The sequence below is a fragment of the Pseudomonas sp. LBUM1676 genome, assembly GCF_059695605.1.
In genome coordinates this window covers 6524725-6537986 of the sequence record NZ_CP166777.1, presented here as the reverse complement: position 1 = coordinate 6537986, position 13262 = coordinate 6524725, and the positions used below count along the sequence as shown (strand labels likewise).

Genomic DNA, 13262 nt, shown 5'->3' with positions numbered 1-13262 from the left:
GATGCAGCGGTGCGCAGCCTGTGCGCACCTTTTCAGACCGGTCAATTAACCAGCGATGGATCAAATTAATGCCTTGGGGCTTGCATTGGCAATATATGCGCAACTGTCATTCGTTGAGGTGTGAAATAAGTGTTGACTGCACGCTGAATATCTTCGGCGGTGACCTCGCGCAAATCAATGTGTCTCTGATCGAGGTGCGTGAATGGCATTTGATTACTCTCAAGCTGGCCCAGGTCATAGGCTAGAGAACTGTCATTGCCTTCTCTCTTGACAAGACGGATGAACGCTTCTTCACGAGCCATTTCCAGCGCCTCTGGAGGTGCCCCGTTTAACTTGAATTCGTTGATTAATTCAATCAGCGCCGTCTCGAGCTCCTCCAGAGATTGATCAAAATTATTTGCCGTGACTGAAATTCTGAAAAGACCCGCGTGCTTATGTTGAGTAAACGCACATATTCCGCGAGAGACAGGAAGGTAGGCAGTGCAGTTTTGCTCGAATATCAAGGAAATGATCTGCAGTGCCGCAGCCGATGTATCTGCTACGGGGTCGATCATTCCAGGCACGTTGAACGCTACTAACAACCTGGGCGTTTCGGTGTACATGTGCAGCTCAATATGGCGTTTGCCCGGCTCGCAAAGCTCCTTCACCTCTTTAGCGGGCGCTGTTGACCTGAAAGGCACTGCACCGAAATGCTGCTTCGCCAACGTTTCGATTTCTTGCGCTTTCACGTTTCCGACAATGACCAGGCATGCATTGCCTGGGGCGTAGTAATGTTGATGCCATTGTTGCAGTTGCTTGAGGTCGATGTTAGCAGCACTTTTAGGGGTTATTGAAGAGTTCCCATAGCCACTTATAGGGTAAGCCAGCGCGTCAAACGCCTCAGGAGTGGAATGATCCGATGTGAAGAAGCGATTTTTGTCTCCAAGTCCTAGTTCGGCTCCAATCACTTTTTTCATACTCTCCTCGGTCAGGACAGGAGTGCTCATTACCCTGGCGAGAACTTTAAAGTCCTGATTCAATTTGTCAGGGTTGGTGATGTGAGAGTAGAGGGTGAGGTCATCGAAATGCCACGCATCGAAACTTTCTGTTTCGATAAAATTTTTGTCTTGGGATAAGGTTCCGCCAAACACAATGTTGATGCCCGCAGTGTCAGCGGATTCGTTGCGGGAGCTGATTTTGTAATACAAGTCGCAGACAGCACTCTTTGATAGAGGGTTTTCGAGAATAATGATCTTTAGGCCATTGTCCAAAGTCAGTTCTACGGGTGTTGCTCGTGTCGGGACTTGCATAGGCAAGATGTGCGCGACGGTTATTCTCTGCGACGTAAAGAAAGTTTTTGCTGTGCGCTGGATGTCTTCGGCCGTGACATTCAGCAAATCGTTGTGCCTCTGATCGAGGTGGCTGTAGGGTATTTGATAATTTTCCAGCTGGCCGATTTCAAGCGCTAGAGTCTTGTGGTCTTCACTTTTAGTAAGGTCTGCAAGCGTTTGTTCTCGGGCTATTTTCAGCTCCTCTGGGGGCGGCGCATTGAACTTTAGTTCGTCAATCAATTTATTCAGGCCTGCCTCGAGTTCCTCTAAGCATTGATGACGTGTACTTGCCGTGACGGAAACTCGGAAAAGACTCGCGTATTTTTCTTGCTCGTAAAGACATATTCCGCTAGAGACGGGAAGGCGGGCGGTAAGTTTTTGGCGGAGCAGTTTGGACAGAATTTCCAGTGCCCAGCCTGAACTATCTGCTACGGCTTCGTTCATTCCCGGTACGTTGAACGCTACTAACAACCTGGGCTTCCACGTTGCCTTGTGCAGCACATAATGACGCTTATCCAGCTCGCAGAGCTGTTGTAACTCCTGAGCCGGAGCTATAGGCCTGAAAGGCACGGCATCGAAATACTGCTGCGCCAGACTCTCAACGTCCTCTGCTTTCACGTTCCCAGTGATGACCAGAATTGCATTGCCAGGTGAGTAATACTGTTGATGCCATTGCTGCAGTTGCTCGATGTCGATGCGAGCAGCGCTTTCAGGGGTGATACTTGCACCGTTGGAATAGCCCAGAGGATGGCAGAGTGAGGCAAACTCAACAGGAATCCAATTATCTGAAATGAAGTGCCGTTTGTCCTTTCGGTAGTCCAAGTGAGCTTGAATCACCCGCTTCAGGGTGCTTTTGGTGAGGACGGGAGCGCTCATCATCCTGGCGTTAAGTTCGAAACACTGACTCAGCTGATCAGGATTCAAGGAGAATGTGAATGTGGTGCGAGTGTTGTAAGGGCTTAAATCAAAATGTAGATTCGGTGTATGGTCGTAATTATCGATACGCAGTGTTTGAAAAAACGCCGCATTGATGCCCGCATTGGCAGCGGATTCGTTGCGAGAGCTGACGTTGTAACTCAGTGCGCAGGTAATACCTGTTGCTTGAGGAATCTCTAAAACAATGATCTTCAGACCATTTTTTAAAATGGCTTCTATCGGTGTTGTTGCGGGGCTCATGTGTTGAAATCCTTCTCAGTGGGTGCGAGTCATTTCGCCTGAAAAGGATACTAATGGATCGGCTTTTGAAACTATTGATTAAGCGTTTCTTATTGCAACGCCCGCCGCGCCCTCGGTGGGCGCGTCGTGTTTTGGCGAATTAAGCTTCCTGGACGTGATTTCGCTGCCACAACGCGTAATACACCCGTCCCGATTTCTGTTCCCTGTGCAGGCGCCAGTTACCTGGCAAGCCAAGCGACGATGGCGCATTTTCGCTTTCGGTGTAGATCCAGGCTTCATCAGCCAGCCACTGGCGCTCTTCAAGCAGCGTGCAGACGGCGGGCAACAGGTTCTGGTTGAACGGTGGGTCGAGGAACACCACGTCATAAGCAACCGCTGTCTGGGTCTCCAGGTAGCGCAAGGCATCGGCCGTCTGAATCTGGCCGGTCGTGCAGCGCAGGGTTCCCAAATGCTCCTTGATGCTCGCTACCGCTATGTTGCTGGCGTCCAGCGCCTGACCCATGGCTGCGCCGCGGGACAGGGCTTCGAGGAACAGCGCGCCGCTGCCGGCGAATGGATCGAGTACCTTGGCCCCGGCAACATACGGCGCGAGCCAGTTGAACAGGGTTTCACGCACCCTGTCCGGGGTCGGACGCAAGCCCGGCGCATCGGGGAAGCTCAGCTTTCGGCTGCCCCATTCACCGCCGATGATACGAAGTTGATTCACGCCGTTATGCACGTTGTGTACGGGTTTTTTAGGACGAGTGGCCATTAATGCTCCGGAACCCCGAGCGGCTGCTCGGCAGGTTTATCAGAAGGGGCCGGCAACGGCTTTTGCGGCACGGTCGGGCCAGCGCTGACGATGACCAGTTTGTCCGTGCTCAGGTGTTTGTTCAGTGCGGTTCTGACCTGTTCGACGGTCAGGCTCTGGGACTGCTGCATGAAGTCTTCAAGATAACTCAACGGCAGGTTGTAGAAGCCCATGGCGCCAAGCTGGCCGACGATATCGGCGTTGCTGGCGGTGGACAGCGGGAAGCTGCCGGCCAATTCACGCTTGGCGTCGTCGAGTTCTTTCTCCGTCGGGCCGGTCTTGAGGTAGTCGGCGAGCACATCCTGCACCAGCTTCAGCGTGCCTTCGCTCATCTCGGCGCGGGTCTGCAGATTGATCATGAACGGGCCGCGCGCCTGCATCGGGGTGAAGCCCGAATATACGCCGTAGGCCAGGCCGCGCTTCTCGCGCACTTCGCTCATCAGCCGGGTGCCAAAACCACCACCGCCAAGGATCTGGTTGCCCATGGACAGCGCCGCGTAATCCGGGTCGTCACGGTCGATGCCCAACTGCGCGAGCATCAGATTGGTCTGCTTGGACGGAAATTCGATGTGGCCAATGCTGGCCTTGGGTTCTGCCGGTTGCGGGATCTTCGCCAGGGCCGGGCCTTTTGGCAGCGCACCGGACACCTGTGCGGCAATCGCCTCGGCTTCGGCGCGGGACAAGTCGCCGACCAGCGCAATCACCACGTTGCCGGAGGCATAGGTTTTTTCATGGAACGCCTTGAGTTGCGCCAGGGTGATCGCCGGTACGGTTTTCGCCGTGCCGTCGCTGGAATGCGCGTAAGGGTGATCGCCGTACAACCGGTTCATCAGCTCCATGCTCGCCAGTTTGCCGGGGTTCTGTTTCTGGTATTCGAAGCCGGCGAGCATCTGGTTCTTGATGCGCGCGAACGAATCGGCAGGGAAGGTCGGCTGACCGACCACTTCCGAGAACAGCTTCAGCGCGGGCTCGCGTTTGTCCACGGCGCTGAGGCTGCGCAGGGAGGCCAGTGCCATGTCCTTGAATGCGCCGTTGCCAAAGTCCGCGCCCAGGCCTTCGAAGCCCTGAGCAATGGCGCCGACATCTTTACCGGCTACGCCTTCATTGAGCATGGCGTTGGTCAGTACGGCCAGGCCCGGCGCATCGCCGTCCTGGCTGCTGCCGGCGGAAAAGATCAGGCGCATGTCGAACATCGGCAATTCGCGGGCTTCGACGAACAACACCTTGGCGCCTTCGGCAGTGTTCCAGGTCTGCACATCCAGTGTGCGACGGCTTGGCGCTTTGCCGTCGAGCTCGGCCAGCGATTGCAGTTTCTGGCTGGCCTTGGCCTTATCCAGGGCTTCGCTGGCGTTTGATTCGTCGGTCTTTGAAAAGTAAAACACTGCAGATCCGATCAATGCGACGGCGATCAGGCCGATCAGGGCCAGGCGCGGTTTTTTACGCTCACTCATGAGTCGTCTCCTGTGGCAGTACATGGGCGACGCTGAGACGTTCGCGGGTGAAATACAGCTTGGCGGCGTTCTGGATGTCTTGCGGTGTCACGCTTTCCAGGTCGGCCAGTTCGGTGTCCATCAGTTTCCAGGACAAGCCCACGGTTTCCAGTTGGCCGATGGCGGTGGCCTGGCTGGTGATCGAATCACGCTCGTAGACCAGGCCGGCAATGACCTGCGCGCGCACGCGTTCCAGTTCTTCGGTGGACGGGGCGGTGGTTTTCAGCTGTTCGAGCAGTTTCCACAGGCCGGCCTCGACCTGAGCCATGGTTTTGTTTTTCTGGGTGTTCGGCGTTGCCGACAGGGTAAACAGGCTGTCACCACGGGTGTAGGCGTCGTAGCTCGACGAACCGCCGGATACCAGCTCTTCGCCGCGTTCCAGTTGCGTCGGGATGCGACCGCTATAGCCGCCATCGAGCAGGGCCGAAATCAGGCGCAAGGCATTCACCGGGCGTTTGTCTTCGGCAGTGGCAATGCTTGGCACGTTGAAGCCCAGCATCAGGCTCGGCAGTTGGGTCTGCACGTGCAAGGTGATCTGGCGTTCGCCGGGTTCGGCCAATTCCAGCGGGATCTTCGCCGATGGCACGTCACGCTTGGCGATCGGGCCGAAGTAGCGTTGGGCCAGGGTTTTGACTTCATCCGGTGTCACGTCGCCAACCACCACCAGCGTGGCGTTGTTCGGCACGTACCAGGACTGGTACCAGTGGCGCAGTTCTTCGACCTTCATGCGGTCCAGGTCGGCCATCCAGCCGATGGTCGGCGTGTGGTAACCGCTGGCCGGGTAGGCCATGGCCTTGAAGCGTTCATAGGCCTTGGACATCGGCTTGTCGTCGGTGCGCAGGCGACGTTCTTCCTTGATGACTTCGATTTCGCGGGCGAACTCGTCCGCCGGCAGGCGCAGGCTGGCCATGCGGTCGGCTTCCAGCTCGAAGGCCACGCCCAGGCGGTCGCGGGCCAGAACCTGGTAATAAGCGGTGAAGTCGTCGCTGGTGAAAGCGTTCTCTTCGGCACCGAGGTCGCGCAGGATCAGCGAAGCCTCGCCGGGGCCGACTTTCTCGCTGCCCTTGAACATCATGTGTTCCAGGGCGTGGGACAAACCGGTCTGGCCCGGGGTCTCGTAGCTGGAGCCGACCTTGTACCAGACTTGCGAAACCACCACCGGCGCACGATGGTCTTCGCGCACGACGACCTTCAGGCCGTTATCGAGGGTGAATTCGTGGGTGGGTTGTGGATCGGCAGCCAGGGCCGAGAGGGGCAGACAAACTGCGCTGAACAGCAGGCCTGCAGCGCGGCGGGCTAGAGCATTCATTCGTTTTTAAACCTTTGGGGCTGCCCGCTTGGTCTTAGCCTAGGCGGGCGAGGAGGTGCTAGGATACTGATCCGTTTTACTGGCGGCCACGCCTATCAGGCCTTTGCGTTTGATCAGGTTGTATGGGTTTTCGGCAAAAGGCTGTGGTTTATCGACTAAACTCTGCTTTTTCGCCGATTTTGCTGCTTCAGTCCTTCGTGAAATCGTTTTTTGCAAGGTGTCGTTTGCACCTCGACAAGATGTTGCGTGTGAACAAGCTGGGTCAATCGCAGTCTGTTCTGCATCGAAAATTTATTTGCCGAGGCGCCCTTTGGCGCGTCGCTACCGTGAGATAGCCGTCCTCCATGTTTGGTTCCAACGACGACAAGAAAGCCCCAGCTGCGGCTGGCGAGAAGAAAAGCCTGTTCGGATGGCTGCGCAAAAAGCCGCAGGAACCCGTCGTCGAACAGCCACAGCCACTTCCTGAGCCAACACCTGCGCCGATCATCGATGAAGAGCCGTTGCCGGTTGACCTGCCGCTCGCCGAGCCCGTGTTGCAACCGGTTACCGAGCCTGAGCCCCGTGTTGTAGCCGAATTCGTGTCCCAGGCGCCGCTGACACCGGTTGCCGAGCCCTGGCTGACATTGCCTGTGGCGGAAGAGCCGGTGGCCTTGGTCGAAGATGAGCTGGCGCCGCACATTGCGCCACCGATCCCCGCCCCGACTGCCTTTGCTCCCGAGCCGGTCAAGCCGCCCGTGGTTGAGCCGGTGGTCGCACCGGTTGTTGTGGCCGAGCCTGCTGCGGTGGTCCCGGAACCCGTGGCTCCTGCATTTGTTGCTCCAGTTGCTCCGGTTGCTCCGGTTGCTCCGGTCGCTCCGGTCGCTCCACTTGCTCCAGCGCAGCCTCCCGTTGTTGCTCCGGTCGCCCCGGCCCCTGTCGTTCCCGTCGCGGCACCCGCAGCATCCGCAGAACCTGCGCGCACCGAAGAAACCAAAGCCGGTTTCTTCGCCCGCCTCAAGCAGGGCCTGTCCAAGACCAGCGCCAGCATCGGCGAAGGCATGGCCAGCCTGTTCCTGGGCAAGAAGATCATCGATGACGAGCTGCTCGAAGACATCGAAACCCGCTTGCTGACCGCCGATGTTGGCGTCGAAGCCACTTCAGTGATCATCCAGCGCCTGACCCAAAAGGTTGCACGTAAAGAGCTGGCCGATGCCGATGCCCTCTACAAGTCCCTGCAGGCCGAGCTGGCGGCAATGCTCAAGCCCGTCGAGCAGCCGCTGAAAATCGCCTCGCAGAACAAGCCGTTCGTGATTCTGGTGGTCGGCGTCAACGGCGCCGGCAAGACCACCACCATCGGCAAGCTGGCGAAGAAACTGCAACTCGAAGGCAAGAAAGTCATGCTGGCGGCCGGCGATACGTTCCGCGCCGCGGCCGTCGAGCAATTACAGGTCTGGGGCGAGCGCAACAAGATCCCGGTCATCGCCCAGCACACCGGCGCCGACTCGGCTTCGGTGATCTTCGATGCCGTGCAGGCCGCCAAGGCCCGCGGCATCGACGTGCTGATCGCCGACACCGCCGGTCGCCTGCACACCAAAGACAACCTGATGGAAGAGCTGAAGAAGGTGCGCCGGGTGATCGGCAAGCTTGACGCCGACGCGCCGCACGAAGTGCTGTTGGTACTCGATGCCGGCACCGGCCAGAACGCCATCAACCAGGCCAAGCAATTCAACCAGACTGTCCAGCTGACCGGCCTGGCATTGACCAAGCTCGACGGCACCGCCAAGGGTGGGGTGATTTTCGCCCTGGCCAAGCAGTTTGGCCTGCCGATTCGCTATATCGGTGTGGGTGAAGGCATAGATGATTTGCGTACTTTTGAAGCAGAACCCTTTGTCCAGGCACTGTTTGCCGAGCGGGAGCGTTCATGATTCGTTTCGAACAGGTCGGTAAACGCTACCCGAACGGTCACGTCGGCTTGCATGAGCTGAGCTTTCGAGTCCGTCGGGGCGAATTCTTGTTTGTGACCGGCCATTCCGGCGCCGGTAAAAGCACCTTGCTGCGGCTGCTGTTGGCCATGGAGCGTCCGACCACTGGCAAATTGCTGCTGGCCGGGCAAGATCTGGCCACCATCAGTAACGCGCAGATACCTTTCCTGCGTCGGCAGATCGGCGTGGTGTTCCAGAACCACCAGTTGCTGTTCGATCGCACGGTGTTCAACAACGTCGCGTTGCCCTTGCAGATTCTTGGCCTGTCCAAGGCCGAGATCGTCAAGCGTGTGGATTCGGCCCTGGAGCGCGTGGCGCTGTCGGACAAGACCGATCTGTACCCGGGCGACCTGTCCACCGGTCAGCAACAGCGCGTCGGTATCGCCCGCGCCATCGTTCACCGCCCGGCCTTGCTGCTGGCGGACGAACCGACCGGTAACCTCGATCCACGCCTGGCGGCCGAAATCATGGGCGTATTCGAAGACATCAATCGCCTGGGCACCAGCGTGCTCATCGCCAGTCACGACCTGGCGCTGATCGCCCGCATGCGTCACCGCATGCTGACCCTGCAACGCGGCCGATTGATCGGCGACGGGGAGGCTGGCGTATGAGTGCAACACGCAGCCCCAAGGTTTCCGAACGCGTCGCGCCCAAGGGTGCCGATCCGCAACCGCAGAAGAAAAAACGCGACGATGACGATGGCCCGGATTTCGCCACGCTGTTGCGCGCCTGGATCGAAAGCCATCGCGCCAGCCTGCTTGATAGCTTGCGTCGCCTGGGCAAACAGCCCATCGGCAGTTTTTTCACCTGCATGGTGATGGCGGTTGCCCTCAGCCTGCCCATGGGCCTGTCACTTCTGTTAGGAAACGTTGAGCGCCTCGGCGGTTCCTGGCAGCGCGCGGCACAGATTTCGCTCTACCTGCAAATCGACGCCAGCCCGACCGAGGGCGAGGCGTTACGCGAGCAGATCAAAGGCATGCCCGGTGTTGCCGAGGCCGAATATGTCGGCCGCGATCAGGCGCTGGAAGAGTTCCAGCAGCAGTCCGGCCTGGGCGAAGCGCTCAAGGAATTGCCGGAAAACCCGCTGCCAGGTGTGGTGCTGGTCACCCCGAATGAGGTCGACAAGCCCGCCCTTGAAGCATTGAGACAAAAACTTTCCGAATTGCCGAAGGTACAACAGGCCCAACTTGATCTAGTCTGGGTCGAGCGTTTGGCGGCGATCCTCAAGCTGGGTGACCGTTTTGTCTTCGGTCTGACTGTGCTGCTGGTTTCTGCATTACTTTTGGTGATAGGTAATACCATTCGTCTTCATATTGAAAACCGCCGCACAGAGATAGAAGTGATTAAACTCGTGGGCGGCACTGACAGCTATGTGCGCAGGCCCTTTCTGTATATGGGTGCGCTTTATGGCTTTGGTGCGGGGATTTTCTCGTGGGGCTTACTGGCGTTCGGCCTGGACTGGCTGAACGACGCGGTAGTCGGACTGGCCGGTTTGTACGGCAGTGATTTCGCACTGGCCGGAGTGCCGGTTGCCGACGGTCTGTCGCTCTTGCTTGGCGCGGTGCTGTTGGGGTATATCGGTGCATGGATTGCAGTCGCACGCCACCTGCGGGAGCTTGCGCCAAAGTAATATCATTTTGCTCGTATTGACCTTTCAGCGTTTATGGGAACTTGTCTTTCAGTTTCCGGTCAATTTTCGCAGTGCTGAACTGCACGAGTTATGTAAGTCGGAGGTTTTTTCGTATGACCAATTCTTTGCAACCTGCATATGCTCTGGTCCCGGGTGCGAACCTGGAGGCCTATGTGCACACGGTGAACAGCATTCCATTGCTGACGCCGGAGCAGGAGCGTGAACTGGCCGAGAGTCTCTATTATGAGCAGGATTTGGGGGCGGCTCGGCAGATGGTGCTCGCCCACCTGCGTTTTGTTGTGCATATCGCCCGCAGCTATTCCGGCTACGGGCTGGCTCAGGCTGACCTGATCCAGGAAGGCAACGTCGGCCTGATGAAGGCCGTGAAGCGCTTCAACCCGGAAATGGGCGTGCGCCTGGTTTCGTTCGCCGTGCACTGGATCAAGGCGGAAATCCACGAGTTCATCCTGCGCAACTGGCGCATCGTGAAAGTCGCGACCACCAAGGCCCAGCGCAAGCTGTTCTTCAACCTGCGCAGCCAGAAGAAACGTCTGGCCTGGCTGAACAACGAGGAAGTCCACCGTGTGGCGGAAAGCCTCGGCGTAGAGCCGCGGGAAGTGCGCGAGATGGAAAGTCGCCTGACCGGCCATGACATGGCCTTCGATCCGGCCGCCGAAGCGGACGACGACAGTGCTTTCCAGTCGCCGGCCAACTATCTGGAAGACCACCGGTACGACCCGGCCCGTCAACTGGAAGATGCCGACTGGAGCGACAACTCCAACCACAACCTGCACGAAGCGCTGGAAGTACTGGACGACCGCAGCCGTGACATCCTCTACCAGCGCTGGCTGGCGGAAGAGAAAGCCACGCTGCACGACCTGGCGCAGAAGTACAACGTGTCGGCAGAGCGCATTCGTCAGCTCGAGAAGAGTGCGATGAACAAGCTCAAGTTGTCGATCGCGGCCTGACCTGCGCGCCCGGCAATAAAAAACGCCCCGATCATTGATCGGGGCGTTTTTGGTTGTGCCCGATATTCCCGAATCACCTCTGCCCCCTGTGGGAGCGAGCTTGCTCGCGATAGCGTCGGGTCAGTCGCTATCAATGTTGAATGATCAACCGCTATCGCGAGCAAGCTCGCTCCCACAGGGGATTTTCGGTGTTCAGGAGATAGTGATCGGTCACTGAGACCAAGGCGCCCGGCGCGAGTCGTTGATGCCCACCAGATAACTGTCGCCACCCAGCTGGCTCATCTGTCGCCGAATCCAGCCGGCCCGCCGTGCTACGTAGCTGGTCGGGTGACTGGCGCTCCACACGCGCGGGTTTGGGAGTACGGCGGCCAGCAAACTCGATTGCTGGCGGCTGAGGCCTTTGGCGCTGACGCCAAAGTGATGCCTGGCAGCCGCTTCGGCGCCAAACACGCCTGCATCCCACTCGACGCTGTTGAGGTAAACCTCAAGAATCCGTTGCTTGGGCCAGAGCACTTCAATCAGTCCGGTAAACCACACTTCCAGACCTTTGCGCAGCCAGCTGCGGCCGGACCACAGGAACAGATTCTTTGACACTTGCTGGCTTAAAGTACTCGCACCGCGAATCGAACCGCCCAGCTCGTTATGGGCCAGTGCTTTCTGAATAGCACCGAAGTCGAAGCCCCAGTGCTCGGGAAATTTCTGGTCTTCGCCGGCAATCACCGCAACTTTCAGGTCGTCGGAGATTTCATCCCAGGGCTTCCAGGTGCGTTGCAGGTCGATGGGCTCGCCGTCGAACCAGGATTCGACCTTGCGCTCCACCATCAGCGCCGTGCCCGGAGGCGGCACCACGCGAAAAATCAAAACCAGCAACACGCTGCCGCCCGCGAACCAGAGCAGGGCCTTAGTGAATCGTCGCAAAAATATACGCAGCATAGAGATGGCTTGGCCGAACCCGTCGAGCGGGCCATTATACAGACCCTGTTGATCGAGTCTGGAGTTCTACATGCTGCGTGGCTTTCTGATGCTGGCCGCTTTCTTCGGCTTCACCGGCGTTGCCCTCGGCGCATTCGCGGCCCACGGACTGAAGAGCCGTCTGACCCCCGAATACCTGGCGATTTTCCACACCGGCGTCAACTATCAACTGGTGCACACTCTGGCGCTGCTGGGTGTGGCGCTGCTGGCCACGCAGATTCCGGGCCGCTTGATCACCTGGGCCGGGGCATCCTTTGCCATAGGCATCCTGCTGTTTTCCGGCAGCCTGTACCTGTTGACCATGACCGGCATCAGCAAGCTTGGAATCATCACGCCCTTCGGCGGCCTGGCATTTCTGGTCGGCTGGATCTGTCTGGGCCTCGCCGCCTGGCGGTTGGCCTGACCACTTGTAGGAGCGAGCTTGCTCGCGAAAAAACGTCAGGGCACCTCGTTTAACGACAAACACGCGCTATCGTTGACGTCCATCGCGAGCAAGCTCGCTCCTACAGGACCCCGTTTCAAGACGAATGGCTTGGGTCGCCAAGACTGATCGGGCTAGAATGCCAGCCCCTAAAAATGATGGCGGCATTCGGTATGCGCATTCAGTTGAACGGCGAATCCCTTGAACTGCCCGACGGTGAAACCGTTGCGGCCCTGCTGACCCGTCTGGATCTGACCGGGCGCCGGGTGGCGGTCGAACTCAATCTGGATATCGTCCCGCGCAGCCAGCACGCTGATACCACGCTGAACGACGGCGATTCGGTCGAAGTGGTGCACGCCATCGGCGGCGGCTAGCCGCCCGGCCCGCAAGGGCACAGAATTCTGCAAGAACCTCACCCCTACAGAGGATTTCCCATGAGCATCGTTCGTAGCGACAAGCCCTTCGTCCTGGCCGGTCGTACTTACCAGTCGCGTTTGCTGGTAGGTACTGGCAAGTACCGCGACATGGAAGAAACCCGCCTGGCTATCGAGGCCTCGGGTGCCGAGATCGTCACCTTCGCCGTGCGCCGCACCAACCTCGGCCAGAACCCGGGCGAACCGAACCTGCTCGAAGTCCTGTCACCGGATCGCTACACCTTCCTGCCTAACACCGCCGGTTGCTTCGACGCCACCGAGGCTGTGCGCACCTGCCGCCTGGCCCGTGAGCTGCTCGGCGGTCACAACCTGGTGAAGCTGGAAGTGCTGGCGGACCAGAAAACCCTGTTCCCCAACGTGATCGAAACCCTCAAGGCCGCCGAAGTGCTGGTCAAGGAAGGCTTCGACGTGATGGTCTACACCAGCGATGACCCGATCATCGCCCGTCAACTGGCGGAAATCGGCTGCATCGCGGTCATGCCGCTGGCCGGTCTGATCGGCACGGGCCTGGGGATCTGCAACCCCTACAACCTGCAGATCATCCTCGAAGAAGCCAAGATCCCGGTGCTGGTGGATGCCGGTGTCGGTACCGCCTCCGACGCCACCATCGCCATGGAACTGGGTTGCGAAGCGGTGCTGATGAACTCGGCCATCGCCCATGCCCAGCAGCCAGTTATGATGGCCGAAGCCATGAAACACGCCATCGTCGCGGGCCGCCTGGCCTACCTCGCCGGCCGCATGCCGAAAAAACTCTATGCCAGCGCCTCCTCGCCGCTGGATGGTCTGATCAAGTAAGAGCCA

At 58.5% G+C, this 13262-nt stretch carries 12 protein-coding genes; 7 read left to right on the top strand and 5 right to left on the bottom strand.

Features of this window, described 5'->3' with window-relative positions; all coding sequences use genetic code 11:
- Positions 1 to 65: 65 nt before the first annotated feature.
- From ACA041_RS30230 to ACA041_RS30215, 4 genes are all read right to left on the bottom strand, one after another.
- The gene (locus ACA041_RS30230) at positions 66 to 2486 is read right to left on the bottom strand and encodes a M16 family metallopeptidase (protein WP_497439088.1); all 2421 of its coding nucleotides are present in this window, start codon (positions 2484 to 2486) and stop codon (positions 66 to 68) included.
- 139 nt (positions 2487 to 2625) lie between these two features.
- On the bottom strand, positions 2626 to 3237 hold the full coding sequence (gene rsmD / locus ACA041_RS30225; protein WP_497439087.1) for a 16S rRNA (guanine(966)-N(2))-methyltransferase RsmD: 612 nt from the start codon (positions 3235 to 3237) through the stop codon (positions 2626 to 2628).
- Positions 3237 to 4727 carry a M16 family metallopeptidase gene (locus ACA041_RS30220; protein ID WP_497439086.1) on the bottom strand — a complete coding sequence of 497 codons (1491 nt, stop codon included), beginning with the start codon at positions 4725 to 4727 and terminating at the stop codon, positions 3237 to 3239. The genes rsmD and ACA041_RS30220 overlap by 1 nt, the downstream gene beginning before the upstream one ends.
- Positions 4720 to 6075 carry a M16 family metallopeptidase gene (locus tag ACA041_RS30215; RefSeq protein ID WP_497439085.1) on the bottom strand — a complete coding sequence of 452 codons (1356 nt, stop codon included), beginning with the start codon at positions 6073 to 6075 and terminating at the stop codon, positions 4720 to 4722. Before ACA041_RS30215 ends, ACA041_RS30220 begins: the two co-directional genes overlap by 8 nt.
- Positions 6076 to 6419: 344 nt before the next feature.
- Between ACA041_RS30215 and ftsY the strand changes: the two genes are divergently transcribed.
- The 4 genes from ftsY to rpoH all read left to right on the top strand — a co-directional run bounded on the left by ftsY (position 6420) and on the right by rpoH (position 10634).
- Entirely contained in the window at positions 6420 to 7979 is a 1560-nt protein-coding gene (ftsY, locus tag ACA041_RS30210) for a signal recognition particle-docking protein FtsY (RefSeq protein ID WP_497439084.1), read from the top strand.
- Entirely contained in the window at positions 7976 to 8647 is a 672-nt protein-coding gene (gene ftsE / locus ACA041_RS30205; protein WP_095164552.1) for a cell division ATP-binding protein FtsE, read from the top strand. Before ftsY ends, ftsE begins: the two co-directional genes overlap by 4 nt.
- The gene (ftsX, locus tag ACA041_RS30200) at positions 8644 to 9666 is read left to right on the top strand and encodes a permease-like cell division protein FtsX (protein ID WP_497439083.1); all 1023 of its coding nucleotides are present in this window, start codon (positions 8644 to 8646) and stop codon (positions 9664 to 9666) included. Before ftsE ends, ftsX begins: the two co-directional genes overlap by 4 nt.
- A gap of 113 nt (positions 9667 to 9779) precedes the next feature.
- A complete protein-coding gene (gene rpoH / locus ACA041_RS30195; protein WP_007897890.1) occupies positions 9780 to 10634 on the top strand; it encodes an RNA polymerase sigma factor RpoH in 855 nt (284 codons plus the stop codon).
- A 210-nt stretch (positions 10635 to 10844) separates the two neighbouring features.
- Here the strand turns inward: rpoH and mtgA are convergent, their stop codons facing one another.
- Positions 10845 to 11567 carry a monofunctional biosynthetic peptidoglycan transglycosylase gene (gene mtgA / locus ACA041_RS30190; protein WP_497439082.1) on the bottom strand — a complete coding sequence of 241 codons (723 nt, stop codon included), beginning with the start codon at positions 11565 to 11567 and terminating at the stop codon, positions 10845 to 10847.
- Between the two features lie 70 nt (positions 11568 to 11637).
- On the opposite strand from mtgA, the gene ACA041_RS30185 reads away from it, so the two are divergent.
- From ACA041_RS30185 to ACA041_RS30175, 3 genes are all read left to right on the top strand, one after another.
- Positions 11638 to 12009, top strand: coding sequence for a DUF423 domain-containing protein (locus ACA041_RS30185; RefSeq protein ID WP_497439081.1), 372 nt, complete (start codon positions 11638 to 11640; stop codon positions 12007 to 12009).
- Between the two features lie 191 nt (positions 12010 to 12200).
- Positions 12201 to 12401, top strand: a complete 201-nt coding sequence (gene thiS, locus ACA041_RS30180; RefSeq protein WP_054044430.1) for a sulfur carrier protein ThiS — start codon at positions 12201 to 12203, stop codon at positions 12399 to 12401.
- A 60-nt stretch (positions 12402 to 12461) separates the two neighbouring features.
- Positions 12462 to 13256 (top strand): thiazole synthase, encoded by a 795-nt coding sequence (locus tag ACA041_RS30175; protein ID WP_150767690.1) that lies wholly within the window; start codon positions 12462 to 12464, stop codon positions 13254 to 13256.
- The last annotated feature ends 6 nt before the right edge of the window (positions 13257 to 13262 follow it).

Coding starts and splice junctions, on each gene's coding strand:
- ftsY (WP_497439084.1), top strand. CDS start 6,420: ATGTTTGGTTCCAACGACGACAAGAAAGCCCCAGCTGCGGCTGGCGAG.
- ACA041_RS30230 (WP_497439088.1), bottom strand. CDS start 2,486: ATGAGCCCCGCAACAACACCGATAGAAGCCATTTTAAAAAATGGTCTG.
- ftsX (WP_497439083.1), top strand. CDS start 8,644: ATGAGTGCAACACGCAGCCCCAAGGTTTCCGAACGCGTCGCGCCCAAG.
- ACA041_RS30185 (WP_497439081.1), top strand. CDS start 11,638: ATGCTGCGTGGCTTTCTGATGCTGGCCGCTTTCTTCGGCTTCACCGGC.
- ftsE (WP_095164552.1), top strand. CDS start 7,976: ATGATTCGTTTCGAACAGGTCGGTAAACGCTACCCGAACGGTCACGTC.
- ACA041_RS30220 (WP_497439086.1), bottom strand. CDS start 4,727: ATGAGTGAGCGTAAAAAACCGCGCCTGGCCCTGATCGGCCTGATCGCC.
- ACA041_RS30215 (WP_497439085.1), bottom strand. CDS start 6,075: ATGAATGCTCTAGCCCGCCGCGCTGCAGGCCTGCTGTTCAGCGCAGTT.
- rsmD (WP_497439087.1), bottom strand. CDS start 3,237: ATGGCCACTCGTCCTAAAAAACCCGTACACAACGTGCATAACGGCGTG.
- ACA041_RS30175 (WP_150767690.1), top strand. CDS start 12,462: ATGAGCATCGTTCGTAGCGACAAGCCCTTCGTCCTGGCCGGTCGTACT.
- thiS (WP_054044430.1), top strand. CDS start 12,201: ATGCGCATTCAGTTGAACGGCGAATCCCTTGAACTGCCCGACGGTGAA.
- mtgA (WP_497439082.1), bottom strand. CDS start 11,567: ATGCTGCGTATATTTTTGCGACGATTCACTAAGGCCCTGCTCTGGTTC.
- rpoH (WP_007897890.1), top strand. CDS start 9,780: ATGACCAATTCTTTGCAACCTGCATATGCTCTGGTCCCGGGTGCGAAC.